Source organism: Thermostichus sp. MS-CIW-25, from assembly GCF_054060015.1.
In genome coordinates this window covers 51,442-71,988 of the sequence record NZ_JBSSCS010000012.1, presented here as the reverse complement: position 1 = coordinate 71,988, position 20,547 = coordinate 51,442, and the positions used below count along the sequence as shown (strand labels likewise).

The 20,547-nt window shown below is 58.9% G+C and carries 22 protein-coding genes, 2 tRNA genes and 1 riboswitch; of the genes, 10 read left to right on the top strand and 14 right to left on the bottom strand.

All coding sequences use genetic code 11. The features are described 5' to 3' along the window. Window positions 1-91 precede the first annotated feature (91 nt). Entirely contained in the window at window positions 92-1,006 is a 915-nt protein-coding gene (locus ACVWZ1_RS06560) for a PLP-dependent cysteine synthase family protein (RefSeq protein ID WP_457502898.1), read from the bottom strand. 203 nt (window positions 1,007-1,209) lie between these two features. Between ACVWZ1_RS06560 and ACVWZ1_RS06555 the strand changes: the two genes are divergently transcribed. The 3 genes from ACVWZ1_RS06555 to ACVWZ1_RS06545 are packed head-to-tail and all read left to right on the top strand — an operon-like array spanning window position 1,210 to window position 3,904. Then, the gene (locus tag ACVWZ1_RS06555) at window positions 1,210-2,343 is read left to right on the top strand and encodes a cob(I)yrinic acid a,c-diamide adenosyltransferase (RefSeq protein ID WP_414358194.1); all 1,134 of its coding nucleotides are present in this window, start codon (window positions 1,210-1,212) and stop codon (window positions 2,341-2,343) included. Further along, complete coding sequence (locus ACVWZ1_RS06550; RefSeq protein ID WP_457502892.1) at window positions 2,343-3,092, top strand: lysophospholipid acyltransferase family protein; 750 nt, start codon at window positions 2,343-2,345, stop codon at window positions 3,090-3,092. Before ACVWZ1_RS06555 ends, ACVWZ1_RS06550 begins: the two co-directional genes overlap by 1 nt. Continuing rightward, the gene (locus tag ACVWZ1_RS06545; protein ID WP_457502891.1) at window positions 3,089-3,904 is read left to right on the top strand and encodes an alpha/beta fold hydrolase; all 816 of its coding nucleotides are present in this window, start codon (window positions 3,089-3,091) and stop codon (window positions 3,902-3,904) included. Before ACVWZ1_RS06550 ends, ACVWZ1_RS06545 begins: the two co-directional genes overlap by 4 nt. Here ACVWZ1_RS06545 and ACVWZ1_RS06540 read toward each other — a convergent pair. Both ACVWZ1_RS06540 and ACVWZ1_RS06535 read right to left on the bottom strand, forming a co-directional pair. Beyond that, window positions 3,882-4,607, bottom strand: a complete 726-nt coding sequence (locus ACVWZ1_RS06540; RefSeq protein ID WP_457502889.1) for an HAD-IA family hydrolase — start codon at window positions 4,605-4,607, stop codon at window positions 3,882-3,884. The two genes, ACVWZ1_RS06545 and ACVWZ1_RS06540, sit on opposite strands and share 23 nt — an antisense overlap. Further along, a complete protein-coding gene (locus ACVWZ1_RS06535) occupies window positions 4,604-5,587 on the bottom strand; it encodes a PhoH family protein (protein ID WP_414330856.1) in 984 nt (327 codons plus the stop codon). Before ACVWZ1_RS06535 ends, ACVWZ1_RS06540 begins: the two co-directional genes overlap by 4 nt. A 551-nt stretch (window positions 5,588-6,138) precedes the next feature. On the opposite strand from ACVWZ1_RS06535, the gene ACVWZ1_RS06530 reads away from it, so the two are divergent. From ACVWZ1_RS06530 to ACVWZ1_RS06520, 3 genes are all read left to right on the top strand, one after another. After that, window positions 6,139-6,687: a hypothetical protein gene (locus ACVWZ1_RS06530; protein WP_011433891.1), complete on the top strand. Its 549-nt coding sequence runs from the start codon at window positions 6,139-6,141 to the stop codon at window positions 6,685-6,687. A 156-nt stretch (window positions 6,688-6,843) separates the two neighbouring features. Continuing rightward, window positions 6,844-6,934: transfer RNA gene (locus tag ACVWZ1_RS06525), tRNA-Ser, on the top strand. 307 nt (window positions 6,935-7,241) lie between these two features. Further along, complete coding sequence (locus ACVWZ1_RS06520) at window positions 7,242-8,000, top strand: DUF92 domain-containing protein (protein WP_457502887.1); 759 nt, start codon at window positions 7,242-7,244, stop codon at window positions 7,998-8,000. A 189-nt stretch (window positions 8,001-8,189) separates the two neighbouring features. Here the strand turns inward: ACVWZ1_RS06520 and ACVWZ1_RS06515 are convergent, their stop codons facing one another. From ACVWZ1_RS06515 to clpP, 4 genes are all read right to left on the bottom strand, one after another. Continuing rightward, complete coding sequence (locus ACVWZ1_RS06515; protein ID WP_011434136.1) at window positions 8,190-8,522, bottom strand: ribulose bisphosphate carboxylase small subunit; 333 nt, start codon at window positions 8,520-8,522, stop codon at window positions 8,190-8,192. An 8-nt stretch (window positions 8,523-8,530) separates the two neighbouring features. Beyond that, the gene (rcbX, locus tag ACVWZ1_RS06510) at window positions 8,531-8,938 is read right to left on the bottom strand and encodes a RuBisCO chaperone RbcX (RefSeq protein WP_457466676.1); all 408 of its coding nucleotides are present in this window, start codon (window positions 8,936-8,938) and stop codon (window positions 8,531-8,533) included. A gap of 66 nt (window positions 8,939-9,004) precedes the next feature. Beyond that, complete coding sequence (locus ACVWZ1_RS06505; RefSeq protein ID WP_011434138.1) at window positions 9,005-10,429, bottom strand: form I ribulose bisphosphate carboxylase large subunit; 1,425 nt, start codon at window positions 10,427-10,429, stop codon at window positions 9,005-9,007. Window positions 10,430-10,938: 509 nt separating this feature from the next. Then, the gene (gene clpP / locus ACVWZ1_RS06500) at window positions 10,939-11,541 is read right to left on the bottom strand and encodes an ATP-dependent Clp endopeptidase proteolytic subunit ClpP (protein WP_011434140.1); all 603 of its coding nucleotides are present in this window, start codon (window positions 11,539-11,541) and stop codon (window positions 10,939-10,941) included. Between the two features lie 390 nt (window positions 11,542-11,931). Between clpP and ACVWZ1_RS06495 the strand changes: the two genes are divergently transcribed. After that, window positions 11,932-12,004, top strand: a tRNA-Glu gene (locus ACVWZ1_RS06495). Window positions 12,005-12,077: 73 nt separating this feature from the next. On the opposite strand, the gene ACVWZ1_RS06490 is transcribed toward ACVWZ1_RS06495, so the two are convergent. Both ACVWZ1_RS06490 and ACVWZ1_RS06485 read right to left on the bottom strand, forming a co-directional pair. Further along, the gene (locus ACVWZ1_RS06490) at window positions 12,078-12,218 is read right to left on the bottom strand and encodes a hypothetical protein (protein ID WP_414329377.1); all 141 of its coding nucleotides are present in this window, start codon (window positions 12,216-12,218) and stop codon (window positions 12,078-12,080) included. A 96-nt stretch (window positions 12,219-12,314) separates the two neighbouring features. After that, on the bottom strand, window positions 12,315-12,662 hold the full coding sequence (locus tag ACVWZ1_RS06485; protein ID WP_011434143.1) for a DUF1815 family protein: 348 nt from the start codon (window positions 12,660-12,662) through the stop codon (window positions 12,315-12,317). A 500-nt stretch (window positions 12,663-13,162) separates the two neighbouring features. On the opposite strand from ACVWZ1_RS06485, the gene ACVWZ1_RS06480 reads away from it, so the two are divergent. Beyond that, complete coding sequence (locus tag ACVWZ1_RS06480; RefSeq protein ID WP_457466677.1) at window positions 13,163-14,410, top strand: URC4/urg3 family protein; 1,248 nt, start codon at window positions 13,163-13,165, stop codon at window positions 14,408-14,410. Here ACVWZ1_RS06480 and ACVWZ1_RS06475 read toward each other — a convergent pair. Continuing rightward, window positions 14,407-15,780 (bottom strand): cobyrinate a,c-diamide synthase, encoded by a 1,374-nt coding sequence (locus ACVWZ1_RS06475; protein ID WP_457466678.1) that lies wholly within the window; start codon window positions 15,778-15,780, stop codon window positions 14,407-14,409. The genes ACVWZ1_RS06480 and ACVWZ1_RS06475 overlap by 4 nt on opposite strands. Before the next feature lie 16 nt (window positions 15,781-15,796). Then, window positions 15,797-16,531: a cob(I)yrinic acid a,c-diamide adenosyltransferase gene (gene cobO, locus ACVWZ1_RS06470; RefSeq protein WP_414374548.1), complete on the bottom strand. Its 735-nt coding sequence runs from the start codon at window positions 16,529-16,531 to the stop codon at window positions 15,797-15,799. A 162-nt stretch (window positions 16,532-16,693) separates the two neighbouring features. Here cobO and ACVWZ1_RS06465 point away from each other — a divergent pair, with 162 nt between their 5' ends. Together ACVWZ1_RS06465 and metK are read left to right on the top strand one after the other, a co-directional pair. Beyond that, on the top strand, window positions 16,694-17,062 hold the full coding sequence (locus ACVWZ1_RS06465) for a hypothetical protein (RefSeq protein ID WP_011434147.1): 369 nt from the start codon (window positions 16,694-16,696) through the stop codon (window positions 17,060-17,062). Window positions 17,063-17,129: 67 nt separating this feature from the next. Beyond that, a riboswitch (SAM riboswitch) is annotated at window positions 17,130-17,241 on the top strand. Between the two features lie 312 nt (window positions 17,242-17,553). Beyond that, window positions 17,554-18,813: a methionine adenosyltransferase gene (gene metK, locus ACVWZ1_RS06460; RefSeq protein WP_414380885.1), complete on the top strand. Its 1,260-nt coding sequence runs from the start codon at window positions 17,554-17,556 to the stop codon at window positions 18,811-18,813. A 28-nt stretch (window positions 18,814-18,841) separates the two neighbouring features. On the opposite strand, the gene ACVWZ1_RS06455 is transcribed toward metK, so the two are convergent. From ACVWZ1_RS06455 to ACVWZ1_RS06445, 3 genes are all read right to left on the bottom strand, one after another. Continuing rightward, window positions 18,842-19,357, bottom strand: coding sequence for a MogA/MoaB family molybdenum cofactor biosynthesis protein (locus ACVWZ1_RS06455; RefSeq protein ID WP_414344296.1), 516 nt, complete (start codon window positions 19,355-19,357; stop codon window positions 18,842-18,844). A gap of 36 nt (window positions 19,358-19,393) precedes the next feature. Next, entirely contained in the window at window positions 19,394-19,921 is a 528-nt protein-coding gene (locus tag ACVWZ1_RS06450) for a hypothetical protein (protein ID WP_457502886.1), read from the bottom strand. 176 nt (window positions 19,922-20,097) lie between these two features. Beyond that, entirely contained in the window at window positions 20,098-20,496 is a 399-nt protein-coding gene (locus ACVWZ1_RS06445) for a hypothetical protein (protein WP_457466681.1), read from the bottom strand. Window positions 20,497-20,547 lie beyond the last annotated feature (51 nt).

The following is a 20,547-nucleotide window of genomic DNA, read 5'->3' as shown; positions in this document are numbered from 1 at the left end:
TATGACCTAGATAAGTGGCGTGGGGCAGGAATGCCTAACCGTGAGGTTAGGAAGCCCGCGCTGTACCCGTAGGGTCAGCGTCGGGAGGATGTCACTCCTCTGTCCAGAAACGCTCGGAAAGATACTTGTCAGCCCCGTCACAAAAGATGGTCACCACCACTCCAGAGGAGAGCTGACGGGCCACCTCTAGGGCTGCCACCACATTAGCCCCGGCAGAGATGCCCACCAGCAAGCCTTCCTCTAAAGCCAAGCGCTTAACCATTTTCTGGGCTGCTTCTGTGGAGATCTCGATGTGCTGGTCGGGTAGGGTGGGATCGTAAATCTCAGGTTTTAGAGCGGTGGCCATGTGCTTGAGCCCTTCTAGGCCATGGAAGGGAGAGTCGGGCTGCATGGCAATGATTTGGATATCCGGGCGATACTCTCGCAGGCGCCGCCCCACCCCCATACAGGTGCCGCTGGTGCCCAGCCCGGTAACAAAATGGGTGATCTGCCCCTGGGTTTGCTCCCAAATCTCTACCCCTGTGGTTTCGTAGTGGGCCTGCCAGTTGGCGGGGTTGCTGTATTGGTCAGGGTAGAAATAGAGCTCGGGGTTTTCGGCGTAGAGAGCGCGGGCCTTCTCGATGGCCCCATCGGATCCCAGGGCGGGATCCGTCAAAACCAAGTCCACGCCGTAGGCAGCCAGGATCTTCTTGCGCTCTGGGCTGGCGTTGGCGGGAAGGGCCAGCTTGACTTTGTAGCCCAAGGCCGCCCCGATCCAGGCATAGGCGATGCCGGTGTTACCGCTGGTAGCATCCAGGATGATCTTGCCGGGGGTGAGCTTGCCCTGGCGTTCGCCGGTTCGAATCATGTTGAGGGCCGGGCGATCCTTGACTGAACCCCCAGGGTTGTACCACTCTGCCTTGCCGTATACCCGTACCGATTCGGGCAAATCGGCAGCAACCCGCCGCAGACGGATCAGCGGTGTTCCCCCCACCAGCTCAATAGGGCTATCCACAGCAGGGAGCAACGGGCGAGAAGAAAATGCAGTCGGATACAAGGGGGATCCCTCGCTAGACAGGCATCGGCTGGACAACCATTGCTCATCTTACCCCGGTCTTTCCGGCCTCTTGGGAGCTTTTTAGGTTTCTCTTTCCTGCCCAAGCTCTGGCTAGGCTCTAAGATGGGGGTAGAAGAGCGGGATCTTCCCACAGCGGGGTGACGCGGAGGGGCATGGCAGAAATCGGGATTGTAACTGCCCAACAGTTCGACCGGCGACGGGGCCAGATCCATGTCTACGACGGCGAGGGCAAAGGCAAGTCTCAGGCGGCCCTGGGGGTTGTGCTGCGTTCGATCGGCTTGGGGATCGAAAAGGCGGCCCCCAGCCGGGTGTTGCTGGTGCGGTTTCTCAAGGGGCCAGGCCGAACCTATGCTGAGGATGCGGCCATTGCGGCTCTGCAGCGAGGTTTCCCCCATCTCATCGATCAATTGCGCACCGGGCGGGGAGAGTTTTTCGGCCCAGATGAGATCACCAAGTTTGACCGTCAGGAGGCCCGCCGCGGTTGGGATGTGGCCAAAGGGGCTTTGGCGTCGGGGTTTTACTCGGTGGTGGTGCTGGATGAGCTCAACCCGGTGCTGGATCTGGGCCTGTTGCCTGTGGAGGAGGTGGTCAGTACCCTCAAGCAAAAGCCGGAGGCCATGGAGGTGATCATCACTGGTCGGGGTGCTCCTAAGGCAATTATCGACCTGGCGGATTTGCATTCGGAAATGCGCAGCCTGCGTCGGACGGCGGATCCCCGCAACGGCGAGCTTCCTTCCAGCGGCATCGAGATCTACACCGGCAACGGCAAGGGAAAATCCACCAGCGCTCTGGGTCGGGCTCTGCAAGCCATTGGGCGCGGCATCAGCAAGGATCTCTCCCATCGCGTGCTGATCATGCAATGGCTGAAGGGGGGAACAGGCTACACCGAGGATGCAGCCATTCGGGCCTTGCGGGAAAGCTACCCCGATTTGGTGGATCACCAGCGTTGCGGTCGGGATGCCATTGTCTGGCGGGGCAAACAACAGGAAATCGACTATGTAGAAGCGGAGCGGGGCTGGGAGTTGGCGCGGGCGGCCATTGCTTCCGGCCTGTACAAAACCATCATCCTGGATGAGCTGAACCCGACAGTGGATCTGGAGCTGTTGGACGTGGAGCCGATTGTCCAGGCTTTGCTGCGCAAGCCGCGGGACACGGAGATCATCATCACGGGGCGGTGCCATGCCCCCTTACCTTACTTTGAGCTGGCCTCTGTCCACTCGGAAATGGTGAGCCACAAGCACTATGCCGAGCAGGGGGCCGATCTGCGGCGCGGGGTGGACTATTGATGGGATCCTTCGCAGCGTTCTCAGCCAATTCTGCTCTCTCTTGGCCTCCAGACCCCAGGACTCTGGCCCAGTTGTTGCTTACCCTTTTCCAGACGGAAGTGTGGGTGGAGGGAGGGGAGCGTGTTCCTGCTGGCCCGCTGGTGGTGGTGAGCAATCACCGCAGTTTTCTGGATGCACCGGTGCTGATCGCGGGGTTGGGCCGACCGATTCGCTTTGCCTGCCATTACTACCTGGCTCAGGTGCCGCTGCTGCGGGAGATCGCCTTGGCTTTGGACTGCATTCCCCTCAAGCAGGGATCCCGACAGCAAATCCATTTTTTTCGCCAGGCACAGGCCAGTTTGGCGGCGGGCGTGGGGGTGGGGATCTTCCCAGAGGGGGCGGAGCAGATCACCCGTGAGACCTCGCCTGGGGAGGTGGGGCGGTTTCAGCCGGGTTTTGCCCACCTGGCGCTGGCGGCAGCGGTGGATCCCTTGCCGATTCTGCCGGTGGCGGTGTGGGCGCAGGAAGAATGGCGGGGGATGGATATTCCCATGGCTTTTTTCCGCTGGTTTGACCCCACTGAACCCCGATTTCAACAGGAAGGGGGACATCCGGTGGTGTTGTATCGGCGGGTGGTGCTCAGGGTGGGATCCCCCCTTTGGGTGAGTGGGAAGCAGCGCCAGGGATCCCGACGCGAGCGAATGCAGGTGATTCAAGAGTTAACCACAGCGGCCCGAGAACAGGTGCGATTGGGATTGGCAGAGAGATGAGAAAGTTGAGTGGCGAGCCGGTAGCATCTGCCTCTAGCTTGGTCAGCCCGGCAACGGGAGCGGTCGGTCAGGAGCGGCCCCTGCTGCTGTATTTGCCCGGCATGGATGGCACAGGCACGTTGTTTTACCGGCAGGCGCAGGCTTTGCGGCGGGAGTTTCGCATTCGCCCCCTGAGCTTGAACCACCCGGAAGCAGGGGATAGCTGGGAAACCCTAGTAGATTGGGTGGGATCCCAGCTAGAAGCGGGGGCGTATTTGTGTGGGGAATCTTTCGGGGCCTGCCTGGCTCTGTTGGTGGCTGCCCAATGGCCGGAACGGTGCCGTGGCCTCATTTTGGTCAATCCGGCCTCGTCGCTGCGACGCAGGCCCTGGTGGTGGGCAGGACATGTTCTCTTGCCCTTTTTGCCGCCGGCGCTCTATCACCAGTTGTCGGAGCGAGGGTTGGGGGCTTTGGCGGAGCTCAGCCAAATGGAGCCGCTCGATCAGGAGCGGCTGCGCCAGGCAGTTCACAGTGTTGAACCCACAGTAGCTGCTCGGCGCTTGGCTTTGCTGGGATCCTTTGCTGTGGAGAAGCTGCCCCTGGAGTCGATGACCCTGCCAACTTTGCTGGTGGCGGGGGGGCGGGATCGCCTGTTGCCCTCGGTGCAGGAGGTGGGCTGGCTGGCGGAACGGCTGCCCCAGGCGCAGGTAGAAATCTCGCCCCAGAGCGGCCACGCTTGCCTGCTGGAGCGGCGGATGAACCTGCGGCGTTACCTGCTCAAGCCGGATGGCCTTTTTGCCCCTCTGCTGCTCAATTCTGCTTCGGCCCATTGAGCATGGACAGGGATCCCCACAGATCTTCTATCCGCTCTGGGCCGGAGCTCTCCTTCCCCTCTCGATCCAGCCAAAGGGCCCTCAAGCCTGCTGCTTTTGCCCCCTGGTAGTCTTCGCGGTGGCTGTCGCCGATGTGGCCAGCAGCTTCGGGGGGGATCCCGTGGGCTGCCAGGGCAGCTTGGAAGATGCGAGGATCGGGCTTGGCATAGCCCACTTGGGTGGAGAGGGTGAGGCTGGAAAAGTAGGGATCCAACTGCAACTGCTGTAGCACTCTGGGCAAGCGGCTGTCGAAGTTGGAGATCACCCCCAACCGGATCCCTTCCTGCTGCAGGGCCCGCAAAGCCGGCAGCGTCTCGGGATACAGCTCCCAGGGATCCGCCCCGGCAAAGTGCTCAAACAATTGGGCGAAAAAGTCTTCAAACCGGTGCTCTCCGAAGGCAGCCAGGGATCCCACCCGGGCAAAAGTCTCCCGCACCACCTGGCGCCACCAGGCCTGCTCCCAATCCGGCAAAGGGGATCCCGTCAACCCTGGGCAGGCCGGGGCTGGAGCCTGGGCAAAAACTTGGCCAAAAGCGCGATCCAAGGCCTGGGGATCCACCCTCACCCCATACTCCGCTGCCACCTGGCTGTAAACCTGGCCCACGCTGCCCCGCACCCGAAACAAAGTGCCCACAGCGTCGAAAAAGAGCACCCTCAGCTTCACGACTGCCCCTCGTAGCGGGCGTAGGCATCGACAATCCGCTGCACCAGAGGGTGGCGCACCACATCCCGCTGGTCGAAGTAGCAAAAGGCAACCCCCTCTACCCCTGTCAGAATACGCTCTGCCGCTGCCAGGCCGGACATGCGATGTTTGCCCAGATCCGTTTGGGTGAGATCCCCGGTAACCACCATACGCGACCGGAATCCCAGCCGCGTGAGGGCCATCTTCATCTGCTCAGGGGTGGTGTTCTGGGCTTCGTCCAAAATAATGAAGGCATTGCTCAAAGTGCGGCCTCGCATGTAGGCCAGCGGCGCCACTTCGATCACCCCCTGCTCCATCAACTGCGGCAGCTTGGCCGGGTCAATAAACTCGAATAGGGCATCGTAAAGGGGCCGCAGATAGGGATCCACCTTTTCCACCAGATCCCCCGGCAAAAACCCCAGTTTTTCTCCCGCCTCCACAGCCGGGCGAGTCAAGATCAAACGCTCGTACTCCCGGTTTTGTAGGGCAGCAATGGCCACAACGGCAGCCAGATAGGTTTTTCCTGTGCCCGCCGGCCCGATGCCAAAGCAGAGGTCGTGGGTGCGAATGGCTCGCACGTACTCCTGTTGGCGGGGCGTTTTCGGTCGGATAAGCTCCCCTTTGCGGGTGCGGGCCAAAATCCCTGCTTGTGCTTGCTGGTAGGCGGCAGCCTCTTGTCCGGAGAGGGCGCGAAAAGCTTGCTCTGCATCGATCACAGTGACGGGGTGCCCAGTTTGCCAAAGCGGCCTCAGCAATTCTAGCCATTGCCGCACCTGCTGCCGCTGTTGGGGAGTGCCTTTCAGGTACAGGTCTTGTCCGCGCAGCGTTACAGAAGCACCGCTGGAGCGACTGATCCACCTCAGGTTGGCCTCCTGAGTGCCCGCCAAAGACATGGCCTGTTGAGGATTGGACAGAGAGATGACTTCGAAATCAGAAGAGAGGGAAGTAGGGTTGTCGTGCATGCCGTGGGCGCCGGGCACCCTGGGAGACCTGTAGGGGTGATCTTACCAAAAACGCTTGTCAGGGCGCTCTGGGCTGTGGAAAGCCGCTGCAGAGTCCAGGGGTCGAGCGCAAGAGTGCTTAACAGGCGATTACACCATTAATGTGTTCCAAAATACAAGCTTCTGGAAGATCTGCAGCAAACCTGGATTTGGGTTCTGGCCTTCATTCGCAGCCGAGTCACAGGGAATTAACAACTCCCTAAGGTTCCCTAAAAAAGTATTGCAAAGGGCTATCTTTTCGGGAATAGCTTTTATTCATCAAGTAACGTTGATCTATCTGCTAAAGGAGCTTGAACTCCCAGTCGTCGGTCGGGCAAGAGCTTGAGGTTTTCAACTCCGTTGGTCATCGTGCATCTGACATTCTCCATCCAGCAGCAGGGATGTGGATGGGGGTCTCTTACAACCTTTCCCTAGACACATTTTTGGGATCCCTGCGGCTCCTCAATCTCTGGGGAGGGAGCCCATCCTTTCTGGAGTCATTTTGAAAAATCAGATGGAAACAGGAGAGATAGATGTTTACCCAATCTGCGTCTGATACTCTGGGGTTGGCACAACTGGATTTGGCGCAAATTCCGCGGCAGATCACCTGCGATGGCAGTGACTTGGATTGGAGCCAGGCCCTGGCCATCGAAGGGATCCAACCTGAAGAAGAAGCTTTACAGGCTTGGATGGCTTTCCGTGACCTGCGGGTGAACCAAGAGGCGGGCAACATTTTACGCTGGCAAGGGCGTCCGTTGCGGGCCAGCCGTATCCGCTTTTTCCCCAGGAATGTGGCTTGGCGCTATGGCTTCTCGTTTTCCACCAGCATCCGCTCGCCCCTTGGCAAAGGGATCCCGACCCCTGAGGAGTGGCGCTACCCAGGCCTCTGCCGCTACGGGATTGTGCTGTTTCAACCCAACGCCCAACTGGTGGCCCATCAGGTTTTCGAGTCCTCGCCAGAGCAGCCCCAAGAGGTGGATCTGGATCCCAACCTGGATATTGCCTTCAACATCAATGACGCCAAGGGCAGCTACGGCGACAACAGCGGCAGCTTCGATATTTACCTGCAGGTGGTGAGCTAGACTCACCCAACCCCAGGAGGGATCCCGGCTGATCGCGATAGCGGGACGGAGTCTTTGCAGGGCGGGTCAGGGGGCAGTTGCCGGGTGGGATCCCATCCCCTACAATGAGTGAACTGGTGGCTGGATCCCAGCCTGCTTGTTGCCCCTGCTAGCCCTGGAGAGGTGGCTGAGTGGTCGAAAGCGGCTTCCTGCTAAGAAGTTACGGGGCCCAAAAGCTCCGTCGAGGGTTCGAATCCCTCCCTCTCCGTTTCTGTAGTTGACCAAGAAAACTGGGTTGCAAGCCCCGTCCTACCGCTGCGCGGCAGCAAGCTGAACAGGGCGGCTTTGTGCTATGGTGCTGGTTGAACTCCGCCAACTTGAATATGGCGCAGTGTCAACAGGAAAAGTATCTGCGAGTTCATCCCAGTAGTTGGGGTCATGGCATCCCCCATCACTCGCAAGGGTGGTGTGGCCCAGGAAGTAGGGATCATCCTGCGACCTGGGAAAGAATCCTTACCCTTTAGGGCAGGGAGAATGTCAACCTCGGTTGCAATTTCACCCCCTTCTGAGCGTTTATGTGGCAGGCGTGGCTTCTGAGTCAGTGGGGGGTGGCACTCTGGCTCAACCTGGCTCTGGTGGTGCTGGGTCTGCTGAGCCCTCAGAAAGCTCTGACGCGAGCAGGGGTCATCCACGCGGGCCTTCTGGGCTTGCTGGTGTGGGGGGGGCTGGGCGGGCGGGGCTACGCGGTGGTAGCCGCCTATTTTTTAATAGGGACAGCCGTAACCAAGCTAGGGATCCGGCGCAAGCAGGCGCAGGGGATCGCCGAAAAGCGAGAGGGGGCGCGAGGGCCGGAGAACGTCTGGGGATCCGCTTTGACCGGGGCAGGATGTGCGCTAGGATACGCTTTCTTCCCGCATCCCCTGTGGTGGTTGGGATACAGCGCCAGCTTTGCAGCGAAATTGGCCGATACCGTCAGCAGCGAGGTGGGGAAAGCCTATGGCCGCAAGACCTTTTTGATCACCACCTTGCAGTCCGTGCCGGCGGGCACAGAAGGAGCCGTGAGCCTAGAGGGATCCCTGGCGGGAGTGGCAGCAGCGGCAGGGATGGCCGGGTTGGCCTGGGGGATTGGCGGGGAATGGGTAGGGGGAAGCCCATTTTGGCTGGGCATCTGCTGGCTGGCCGGGATCCTGGCCACCTTGGCAGAAAGCTGGATGGGAGTGGTGTTGCAACCCCGTTTGGCTTGGATGACCAACGAAGTCGTGAACGGCATTCAAACAACTTTGGCCGCTCTTCTGGCGGTAGGGCTGGGATCCCTTATGGGCATCGGATCCTAGAAACAACGGCGTTAGCGTTGCGGAGCAACAATACACGGGGCTGGAAGGCTTTTCAAGGACTCCGTCCCGCTGGCGCGAGCAGTAGCCCAGGCGTCTCACCCTAAACTGAAGCGAATATAAAGACAAAAAGGGGAGAAGCTCTCCCCTGTTGCTGGCCAGAACTTGACCGGGAACTGGCAAGACGCTCTCCTAGCGCAGGCCGCTGGGCTTATAGACCAGGAAGCTGAGCACTTGGCATTGCTTAATGTTGTCGAACCCCACCACGCGAATGAAACAGTTGGGGTAGGCGCTGCGGCAAGCCTGCACCTCACTGAGCACCTCCTGGGGAGAAGTGGCGCTGAACAGGGGCAGCTTCCACAGTGTCCAATAGCGAACCGTTGGTTCAGACGATTCGTTGAACTCTATGGCCGGGATGTAGCCCTGATCCAAGATGTACTGCACCTGCTTGATGATCTGCAGATCCGTCAGCGGCGGCAGATAGGAGAGGGTTTCGTAGCGGCGCTCTTTTGGTAAGGTTTGCATGATGGGTATCACTCCGTTTCGGGTCTAGGGTTTTGTGGGGGGGATCCCGCTTCCGGGTGGGTAAGAGGCAGGGATCCTGTCGCCGAGGTGATCCGTTCCAGATGATTGCGGCGGTGCTCCATGTTGGCTTGCTGGATGCCGGATTTGGCCATCTCCGGCAGGTAATCAACCACCTCCGCAGCAATGTGCTCGCGAACGGTCATGATGCGATAGGCCAACTCAGGACGCTCAGCCAGCAAAGCCCGCAGGTAGGCTTCTCCATCCTGAAGGTTTTGCCGAGCGGAGAACTGCTGTAGCCAAAGGGCCCTGGGGGGATCTGTTTCGCTCAGTTGGGCCAGCACCGTGCGCATCGCCTGATAAGTCAGGTAGCTGATCAAGGTCTTGGCGGTGTCTTTGGCGATCTGTTTCAGATCCATTGCCGATCCAGGGAGGGGGCCAGCAGGGCAAGAGAACCGTAGGGATCCCTTGCCCCCAGCAGATCTCTAGAGGGTGTCGACGGCCTTGAACTCGAACTTGATTTCCTTCCACAGCTCGCAGGCAGCCGCCAGCTCCGGCGACCACTTGGCCGCTTCCCGGATGATGTCGTTGCCTTCACGGGCCAGGTCTCGACCTTCGTTACGAGCTTGGATACAAGCCTCCAAGGCCACCCGGTTGGCGGTTGCGCCCGGCGCATTGCCCCAGGGGTGCCCCAAGGTTCCGCCGCCGAACTGCAGCACCGAGTCGTCGCCGAAGATTTCCACCAGTGCCGGCATGTGCCAAACGTGGATCCCGCCGGAAGCCACCGGCATCACCCCTGGCATGGAAGCCCAATCTTGGGTGAAGAAAATGCCGCGGGAGCGATCGGCCTCTACGTAGTTTTCCCGCATGAGATCCACAAAGCCCATCGTAATGGCGCGGTCGCCTTCCAGCTTGCCCACCACCGTACCGGAGTGCAGGTGGTCGCCACCGGACATGCGCAAACACTTGGCCAACACCCGGAAGTGGATGCCATGGTTCTTCTGCCGGTCGATCACCGCGTGCATTGCCCGGTGGATGTGCAGCAGAATGCCGTTATCCCGGCACCACTTGGCCAGGCTGGTGTTGGCAGTAAAGCCGGCTGTCAAGTAGTCGTGCATGATGATGGGAGCGCCCAACTCCTTGGCAAACTCGGCCCGCTTGAACATCTCTTCGCAGGTGGGCGCCGTCACGTTCAAATAGTGGCCCTTGATCTCGCCGGTTTCCGCTTGGGCCTTGTGGACAGCCTCCATCACGAACAAGTAGCGATCCCGCCAGCGCTGGAAGGGCTGGGAGTTAATGTTTTCGTCATCTTTGGTGAAGTCCAAGCCGCCCCGCAGAGCTTCATACACGGCCCGCCCGTAGTTTTTGGCAGAAAGGCCCAACTTGGGTTTGATGGTGCAGCCCAGCAGCGGACGGCCATACTTATTCAATTTGTCCCGCTCCACCTGAATGCCGTGGGGAGGGCCTTGGAAGGTTTTCAGGTAGGCCACCGGGATCCGCACATCTTCCAGCCGCAGCGCCTTTAGGGCCTTAAAGCCAAAAACGTTGCCCACAATCGAGGTGAGCATGTTGGTCACCGAGCCTTCCTCAAACAGATCCAGCGGATAGGCGACGAAGCAGAAGTACTGGTTGTCTTCGCCGGGAACCGGCTCGATGTCATAGCAGCGGCCCTTGTACCGATCCAAGTCGGTCAGCAAATCTGTCCATACCGTTGTCCAGGTGCCTGTCGAAGACTCAGCCGCCACAGCCGCCCCGGCCTCTTCGGGAGGAACACCCGGCTGAGGAGTAACCCGGAAACAGGCCAAGACGTCGGTATCCTTAGGCGTGTAGTCGGGAGTGTAATAGGTGAGTCGGTAATCCTTCACACCGGCTTGATAGCCGCTTTTGGATTGGGTTGCTGAATAGGCCACGTTGATCTCCCTCTGAACGAATCACAGAACCAGAAAATGCCATTCACGGATGCAACCAAGAGGAAAAAACCCAGGGCCAAAACTCAAGACCACCGAGTTTTCGTGAACGAACTCGCCCCACAACCGTGAGGCCAAAGTTGGGCCTTAAGACACTCTTCATCCCAGGGGATGGAAGCCCCAAACCCTTCTTTTCGAGTGCCTTCAATTGCTAGCTTGGACTCCCTGGACTTGCAAATCCAGTAGAAAGATTTTTATACAGTGCCTAAGCTAGAATCTCGGCAAACACAACTCTATATTGGTTTAATCCTAAGCTATCATCCGCAATAGTGGGCTGAACATTACTTTCTTTATGAGTTTGATTAGTTTGGTTAAAGTGAGTCCCGTTGCTGCCTGCCGAGAATACAGATTTCTTTGGCTTTCTTAATATCCTTCGGGTGGGATCCCCGGCCAAAACCAAAAGCTCCCTTCTTTGAGGGAGCAGAGCAAACCCACCCGCAGGGCCTGGACGGTCAAGAAACGGCTGCCAGGGTTGGCTGGGGTCTCTTGCTGATCACCTGGTCGATAAGGCCGTACTCTTTGGCTTGTTCTGGGGTCATGAAGTTGTCGCGGTCGGTATCTCGTTCGATGCGCTCTAGAGGTTGGCCGGTGTGGTAGGCCAGCAGGCTATTGAGGCTGTTTTTGATGAAGAGGATCTCTTTGGCCTGAATTTCAATATCGGTAGCTGGCCCCTGAGCTCCACCAAGGGGTTGGTGGATCATGATGCGGGCGTGGGGAAGGGCAATGCGCTTGCCTTTGGTGCCCCCTGCCAGCAGAAAAGCTCCCATGCTAGCAGCCAAACCAATGCAGATGGTGGAGACATCCGGCTGAATGTGCTGCATGGTGTCGTAAATGGCCATGCCGGCATAGACAGAGCCACCGGGGGAGTTGATGTAGAGGTAGATGTCTTTTTCGGGGTCTTCCGATTCCAAGTAGAGCATCTGGGCCACAATCAGGTTGGCAATGTCGTCGTCCACCTGGGTGCCCAAGAAAATGATCCGATCCCGCAAAAGACGCGAGTAGATGTCAAAGGCGCGCTCGCCTCGCGCAGATTGCTCAATAACGGTGGGAATCATGCCAGTCCAAGCGATGGGTCAGTCCTTACTAGTGTAGTCTAAGCCACTGGATGGATGCTTTGCTTAGGACGGCTCACCGGCCTTGCTCGGTACCGGGCTCGACGGGGTGTGAGTCTGCTAGAACAGCAGAGAGATGGGGTGGTTGTGGCGAGATCCCTCTTCTTCTGGGATGTGGAACGGGTCTGAGGTGTGGCTCTTTGTGATGTGGTGAGGCGAAGCCAAGATGGACGTGATCCCAGATGAACCGATTGTGATTGCCAGCCTGCTGAGCCTGGCTCTGTTGGGGATCTTGATCCTGAACTTGGCAGGGCGTGGGTCTGGGGATGCAGATTAAAAGGTTGACAAGCTTACTTATCCTTCTTTAGGATTAGGATCGCCTTGTCGGAGAGCGCCCCCATCGTCTAGAGGCCTAGGACACATCCCTTTCACGGATGCGACAGGGGTTCGAATCCCCTTGGGGGTATTGGGTCAGAGTTATAAGATAAAGCCGTCAACAGGGGATCCCTGGCAGCGGTGACACCTTACTCAGACTTTACTCAGAGAGGCTTTGCCGCCACAAACCACTCCAGATACAAGCTGGGAGAGCGGGTCATCTGGGATCCCCATACAAGCGGCATGGGCAGCCAGCCAACTGCCACTCCGTCGAGGGGGATCCCTATTCCACCCTTACTCCTCAACAGGGGAAAAATCTCCAAAGCAGCGGCCTAGAAGGTTAGGCTTAGTTGTCCAATCGGCTACGGCTTGGGTTTGAGCAGACCTAGGGCCTGCCAGGATCAGGTGCTGGCCACCAGAGCTTCAGCCGGCGTGGCGGCGACCAACAGCTCATCTTTGATAAGCTCTGCCAGCTCTTGCAGTTGGCGAATTGCCTCTGCTCCTTCCAATTTCATGAGCTCTCGGTCATCCCGCATTTCTGTCCAGCTAATGGAGCATTCAGAAACCAAAAAGCGAATCAGGTGCCCCTCTCGTAAGCTGACCATAAACGAAGCGCTCTCGAATGACGTACCACAGGTGTAGCAAGAAGCTGGGTAGCCCCGCTTCTCCAAAACGATGGCCAGGGCCTGCAAACTCATCACCAGATCTTGAACATAGCTGCGGTATTGTTCCGCCAACCGTGTGAACATCACACTCCTCCCTAATGGATTGGCCTCTGTGGGGCTCCGCCTAGCTGCAAATGACCTAACTAGTAATTTATGCTTAAGGCTAGGTTTACATCTATCATAACAATCGACAATCCCTCAAGGAAGTGATTAAGGCCACAGAGTAGGCAAGGTCTACCTCAGTGAAATGTAGTATCCAACACTTCTCTTAACAAAGACGTCAAAGTTTACTCCGAGTCAACACTCTTATCGACTGGGATCCTCACTCAGTGCTCGCCCAGTCTTTTCTCAAAATGGCTCAGCGGCTGCTCGCGTCATCAGGACAGAGGGCGGAAAGTTGCCTCAAAGCTTTCTCCTGCAAGGGTTTCAACCATCGAGAAGCGGGACGTAGTCTTTTGACAAGAGGCCAGCGCGTTAGAGTGTCCAGTGGGCTAAGGCTTGCAGACGAATGGGGATTAAAGTAGGTTCCCACCCGGTTATGCTGAGAAAACTCTCGGCATGGACAATTGAGAACGAACGGCTCGATGCTGACACCTGTTGATCTGGAGAAACGAGTGGCTTATTTTCAGAGTCCCCAAGCCATTCGGGATCGCTGTCAGTTGCTATTGGAAAGGGTTTTGGCCGATGAATCAGAGCACTTTCGCCTCGACCTGAATCGGATGGGATCCGTAGCCGACTATGTGATCACCACAATGCGGGCCCATTATCCCAACGGGGAAATTCCCTTCCACAGCCGCTGGCAACATTTTCAGGTGGGATCCGGGGAGCGCCTAGCCCGTTTGGAAAATCGACTTAAAGACATGGATCCGCTGGAGCGGCTGCGATGCAAGTGGGATCTGGCCATCGTCAGCGTGTTGCTGGACGCAGGCGCAGGCTCTGCCTGGAAGTACTGGGATCCAGAAAGTCAGACGGTGGTGGGTCGTTCCGAAGGTTTGGCCTTGGCCAGTTTCGACTGGTTCTGGCAAGGTGGGTTTTCCAGCGATCCCCAGCAGCCTCTGCAGGTGGATGCGGCGGGCCTGGAGCGGATCACCTTGGCGGATTTGGCAGCAGCTTTCCAGGTGGGGCCGGAAAATCCTTTACTGGGACTGGAGGGGCGCTGGCAACTGCTGCAAAGGTTGGCACAAACTTTGCGGGCTCAACCTCAATACTTTGGATCTGGTCACAATCTTCCTCGTCCAGGCCGGTTGTGGGACGCCATCCAGCCTGAGGATCCCAGCGGTGGGATCGAGGCAGCACAGGTCTTACAGGCGGTTCAGAGGGGGTTTAGCTCCATTTGGCCTGGGCGAGTCTCGCTGGCCGGGATCCCTCTGGGGGATGTCTGGCCCTATCCCCACCTGCCCCAAACGGAGCCGGGGAGCCATTGGGTGCCTTTTCACAAGTTGTCCCAATGGATGACCTATTCCCTGCTGGAGCCGTTGCAGCAGGAGGGGATCCCAATCGGGGGTTTGGATGAGCTGACGGGTTTGGCGGAGTATCGCAACGGGGGGCTGTTTGTGGATTTGGGGGTGATCCAGCTCAAGCAGCCGGAGATTGGGCAGCAACCGCATCCCCCAGATTCGACGGTGATTGTGGAGTGGCGGGCCCTGACGGTGATTTTGCTGGATCAAGTTGCCTCCTTAATCCGGGAAAGACTGGGTTGCTCTGCCCAAGAGTTGCCCCTGGTGAAGATACTGCAAGGGGGAACCTGGACGGCAGGACGGCAAATAGCGGCCCAGCTTAGGCCAGATGCTTCTCCTCCCATCCAACTGCTCAGCGATGGCACGGTTTTTTAGGGATCCCCTTTCGAGATTCTTAAGAAGTTCTGTAATAATCTCAGGGCCAAATCAGGACGGGATCCCCAGTGCAGATGCAGGTACGAAGCGTGAAGGCGCTCGGTGGCCCATCCTTCCTGTTGAAGCTGGGCGGGGGATCCCCAGCCATAGATTGGGCTTGGGGAGATGGGGGTGCTGCGGGAGCGGTGAAATTCATGCCCGCGCAGGCGATCCCCGGCTGGGGCCAGCAGGGTTGGGCGCAAAACCGCAGCTTCGCGGTAGCCCAAACACAGCCGGTCGGCCATGTCTACCTGGATGGGTAATAGCCCGGCCATCGGGTAGGTCTTTCCCTGAAAATCGGTGAGGGATTGGCCCAGCACCATCAGTCCGCCACACTCGGCATAGAGGGGTGGGTGGGCGGGCGGGAGCGGGCGTTGGTTAATGCTCTCAGATAGAGGTGCTGCAAACAATTCCGGGAACCCTCCCCCCAGCAGCACGCCATCGCAGGGATCCGGCGGCCATAGTCCCACCTGGAGGGGGGAATACTCCAGCAGCTCGGCCCCACAGGCCCGCAACAGATCCAAGTTGTCGGCGTAGTAGAAGTTAAAGGCAGCATCTCGGGCCACCGCCACCCGTACCTGTTCGCAGCAGCGGGACGGCCACAGCTCTCCCACCGCCGGAGGAAGCGTCCGAATCAGGGGCAATAGGCCATCCCAATTGACGTGTTGCTCCGCCAGCTCGGCCCAGGCAGCTTGCCAGTGGGGGAAGTGATCCAGTTCTGAGACAGGCACCAACCCCAGGTGTCGGCTGGGCAACCGCAAATCCTCCCGCCGGGGAAACTGGCCCAAGACCGGGATCCCCACTGCAGCCGCCGCCTGCTGCAAGATTTGTCCATGCCGCTCCGAGGCCACCCGGTTGAAGATCACCCCGGCAATGGAGAGGCGGGGATCCCAGCGGCTCAAGCCGTAGAGCAAAGCGGCCACCGTCGTTCCCATGCCACTGCCATCGATCACCAGCACCACAGGGATCCCGAGCAGGCGGGCCACATGGGCGCTGCTGGCAAAAAAAGGCTCCGTTCCGCCCTCGGGGAGGGGCAGGGATCCCGGCGCTCGTCCATCGAAGAGGCCCATTACCCCCTCCACAATGGCTCCATCCTTGCCCTGGCAATGGTGGCGAAAGCAGCGCTGCACAAAGTCCTCGTCGGTCAAGAAGGGATCCAAATTGCGACAGGGGATCCCGCTCACCGCTGTGTGAAACAGAGGATCGATGTAATCCGGCCCCACCTTGAACGGTTGGATGCGCAGGCCCCGCCGTCTCAGAGCGGCCAACAGAGCCAGAGTGATGGTGGTTTTGCCGCTGCCGCTTGCCGCTGCCGCCAGCAGAATGGCCATCTTTCCTGCCCAAGGGTTAGAACTCGATGCCGATTTGCGCCTTGATCCCCTGGTCGCGGAAGGGATGCTTGACCAAAGTCATCTCCGTCACCAGATCGGCTCGGTCGATCAACGCTGCCGGCGCGCCCCGCCCCGTCAAGATCAGGTGAACCCGCTCCGGTTTCTCCGCTAGCCCGGCCAACACCCTGTCCGGCGAGAGATATCCCAACTTGAGGGCGACATTGATCTCATCCAGAAGCACCAACTGAAACTCCCCGCTGGTGAACAGCTCCCGCCCCTTTTCCCAGGCCGCCTGTGCATGGGCGATGTCTCGCTCCCGATCCTGGGTTTCCCAGGTAAAGCCCTCTCCCATGGCGTAAAAAGCTATTTTCCCCAGGCCCAGCTCTGGATGCTCGGCCAATTTCCGCAATAGCTTGGCTTCTCCTGGATCCCAGGCCCCCTTGATAAATTGCACCACCCCCACCGACAATCCCTGGCCGAGGGCGCGGAAGATCATGCCAAAGGCAGCCGTGGTCTTTCCCTTGCCCTGCCCCGTGTGCACGATGATCAAGCCCTTGTCATCTCGCATGCCCGACAGACGCTGCCGCTGGATCTGCTGGCGTTTTTGCATTCTTTGGCGATGCCGCCAGTTTGGGTCGGCCTCTGTGCCCGGTGAGCTATCGCAAGCAGCCTCAAGTTCTGTTGTCGAGGGGGGCAGGGGCTGGGATCCCGAAGCCGGTGCAGGCCAGCCAGACAGGGCGGGTTGGGCCATAATCATAAAAAAAATTGAGATTCGCCACACAAGCTGAGGGGAAGGTGCTGTGCCTACGGCAGGGGAACTGCACCGCTGACGCGACTGTTAGGGCAAACTCAAGTTCCCCCACAGCAGACCGCCCCCATCCTAATCCCTCATCTGGTTGCATTGGCTGGGATCATGAGAGAACCGGCTGCTGCTTTCCGAGATAGCCTGCTAATGTACTGCTTCATCTGGGCAGTGCTGGCAATAGGGTGTTTTCAAGTCTTGCCCCGCATCCAAGTCGTATCTGCCGCCGAGTTGCAACCGTGGCTAGCGCCCAGCTACTTTGCAGGTCTGGGGGGATCCCTATTGGCAGCCTTGGGATCCCTGTTGGCCATCTCAGCCGAAACGACGCCAAATCCTGCCGACAAAAAGCATCTGCACCGCTTGGCTTGGGGATTGGGGACAGTTGGCTTTCTCGGCGTTCTCTCCCCCCTGGGCTTGGCCGGCGCATTCTTTCTCAAAGCCGCTCAGGGGACAGACTGGTGGCAGGGTCTGTTTGGCTGAGGCCGCCCACAGCTCATTTTTTTGACAAATGGATCAAGGTTGGGGGTACTATAGGGACAAGTTCCGTTCTTTATCCAGAGCAGACTGAGGGATCAGGCCCAATGAAGCTGCGGCAACCCGGCGGAAGCCTCCGCTACGGTGCCAATTCCTGCGGTTAGTCAGTAACCGAAAGATAAAGGCAATAAAGTTTTCTCTAGAGGATAGCCCTCTTTGCTGAGGGAATTTATCTGGCGACTTTATCCTTTAGCGGCTCCCATAGCTCTGGTCGCGGCAGTGGGGCAAGGCTTTCGCGAGGGCGCTGGTCGCGTCAGCGGTTTGGGTCACCTGCTGTTTGCTGGGCCTTTTCCCTGGCTGGGTTGGGGCTGGTTGCGTTGGCGATGGGGAGCACCTAGAGATCCCTGGCCGACTCTCTCTCCCACGGATGATGAACGAGCGGGTGAGCCTTGTTTTTTGTTCAGGTTCTCAGTTCTAGCTTTTAAGGAGAAGGTTCGTTGTCCAAGTCGTTTTTGTTTTCCTCGGAGTCGGTGACGGAGGGGCACCCCGACAAAATCTGCGATCAGATCTCCGATGCCATCGTGGATGCCCTCTTGACGGCGGATCCCCTCAGTCGGGTGGCCGCCGAGGTGGTGGTCAATACGGGCCTGGTTCTGTTGACCGGGGAGATTACCTCACAAGCGCAGGTCAACTTCACCCGTCTGGTGCGGGACAAAGTGGCCGAAATTGGCTATACCGATGCCAAGAATGGGTTTTGTGCAGAAAGCTGCGCGGTGTTGGTGGCTTTCGATGAGCAATCTCCCGATATTGCCCAAGGGGTGAACATGGCCCTGGAAAGTCGCGGCTCCCAGGAAGATCAATTCGACTTGGTCGGGGCCGGGGATCAGGGGTTGATGTTTGGCTTTGCCTGCGATGAAACTCCCGAGTTGATGCCCTTGCCCATTAGCTTGGCCCACCGCCTCAGCCGCCAGTTGGCCACGGTTCGCAAAAACGGCACCCTGCCCTATCTGCGCCCGGATGGCAAAACGCAGGTGACTGTGGCCTATGAGGAAGGTCGCCCGGTGGGCATTCACACCCTGCTCATCTCCACCCAGCACACACCCACGATTGGCGCCATTACGGAAGAGGCGGCGGTGCAAGAGCGGATCCGCGCCGATCTCTGGGAGGCAGTGGTCACGCCGGTGTTTGCCGAGCTGCCCATCAAGCCGGATAGCCACACCCGCTTCCTCACCAATCCCACCGGCAAGTTTGTCATCGGCGGCCCTCAGGGAGATGCGGGCCTGACCGGACGCAAGATCATCGTCGATACCTACGGCGGTTATTCTCGCCATGGGGGCGGGGCCTTCTCCGGCAAGGATCCCACCAAGGTGGATCGCAGCGCTGCCTATGCGGCTCGTTACGTGGCCAAGAACATCGTGGCGGCTGGCTTGGCGCAGAAGTGTGAAGTGCAGGTGAGCTACGCCATCGGGGTAGCCCGCCCCATCAACATTTTGGTGGAAACCTTCGGCACAGGGCGCATCCCTGACGAGGAGCTGTTGCGGCTGGTGCAGCGCCACTTCGATCTGAGGCCGGCAGCCATTTTGGCTCAGTTCCAACTGCGGGAGTTGCCTCGCCAACGGGGAGGGCGCTTCTACCAAGACGTAGCGGTCTATGGGCACTTTGGGCAAACCCATCTGGATCTGCCCTGGGAGCGCACCGACAAAGCTGCTCTGCTGCGGGAGGAGGCTCTTGCCAAGGCGACTGCCCTCTTGGCCTAAGAGGGGATCACTAAGACGGCCTGCTGCCTCAATGCTTGCCCTGGTGCAGTTGCTTAACCAGGTGGGGTAGCTCCGGCAGGATCAGGCTGCGCATAGCCAGTTGCACGGCTGCTGGGGAGCCAGGCATGGAAAAGATCAAGCACTTTCCGTGGATCCCGGCGATGGCCCGAGAGGCGATGGCCCGACTGCCAATCTGGGCATAGCTGAGCTGGCGGAAGATCTCCCCAAAGCCGGGCAAGGTCTTTTCCAGGAGAGCCTCGATGGCGTCGTAAGTGGTGTCGCGGGGGGCGATGCCTGTGCCGCCATTCAACAAGATCACCGGCAGGGATCCGGCCCAATCCTGAACCTGCTCTCGAATGAGCTGCGGTTCATCTCGGAGAATGCAATATCTCTCCACCCGGTGGCCGGACTCCTGGAGGGCTGTGCAGATGAACTGGCCGCTGTGATCGGTTTCAGGGGTGCGTGTGTCGCTGACGGTGATCACCCCACAGGGCAAGGAGGCAATGTGCTCTGCACCGCTGTCGCGATCAAGGGGAAAGGTCATGGCGGGGATCCCTGAGGAAAGAGAGTGGCAAGCCCATCAAGACTGTCCCTGAGGGGGCTCGGCAGGAGTTGGAGGGTCAACGACCGTCTGCTGGAGCTCTAGGATCCCTGAGGACTCTGCCCCACCAGCACGGGCGAGTTGGGGAGGAGGGGACTGGGCAAGCAGGCGGCGCAGCTTGGGGGGAAGCTCCTGCAACTGCTCCAACAACAAGTTTAGAGATATGGCCGGTTCTCTGGAAAACAGGGATCCTGCGAGGAGTACCGGCGGCAGAGGAGAACAGGCAAAGGCAGCCGCAGCCAAAGAGCGGATCCGCTCCTGCTGCTCCTGCCAAAGGAACTGGCCGATTTCTGGGGGAAAGGTAAGATGAGGAGAGCCGCGACGCTGCCAAAGGCGGAGAAGCTGCTCCACAGAGGCGGCCTTGTACCGCCCCTGGTAGAGGGCTTCTAGCAAGGCTGCCGGGATCCAAAGATCCGGGAACAACTGGCTCCAGCGCTCCACCCAAACCTGGCTGGGTTGACCTTCCAGCTCAAACCCATAGTGCTCCAGAAAGGTGGCAGGATCCATCAGCCCATGGCAGCCCAAGGAAACTCAACCCAAGCTAGTCCAGATCCGCCGAGACAAAGGGGAGATAAAGCCTTTCTCCCTGGATCTCGCAAGACAGCTCTCGTCCAAGAATACCCCTATTTGCCTTTCATGAAGGCTCTGTGAAGAGGCTATAAAGCTGCAAAGCTGCGGTACGCTTAAAGACTCAGTGGCTGAGCCGAATTTTGCCGCAGCCGATCCTCCAACCACCAACGGCTGTAGGGCAGGCCATGGCTTTGCAAGGTGTAGAAGGCGTAGCTGCGGCGGCTCGGGTCGGCGGATCCCCCCCAGCGGGCCAACACCGGATAGGTAAGAGGAAACCAGCGATCACTTTGGCCGGGATCGAACGCTGGCGAGCCTCCATAGCCAAACTCAGAAAAGACGGTGTACTGATAGAAGATCAGATCCCGGTGCATCTGCAGCCGTAGCCGCTGCAGTAAGGCATAGCCCCCCGCTCCTAACCCCGCCAAGAAGCCGGCAGTGAGGGCCACCATTGCTACGGGACGAAGGGGAAAGCGGCGGGACGAGGGCGCAGCAGGAGGGGTAGCTGGATTCATAAAACCCAATCCAAATCAAAGCAGGCGCCCCCACTCTACTCGATACTCGAC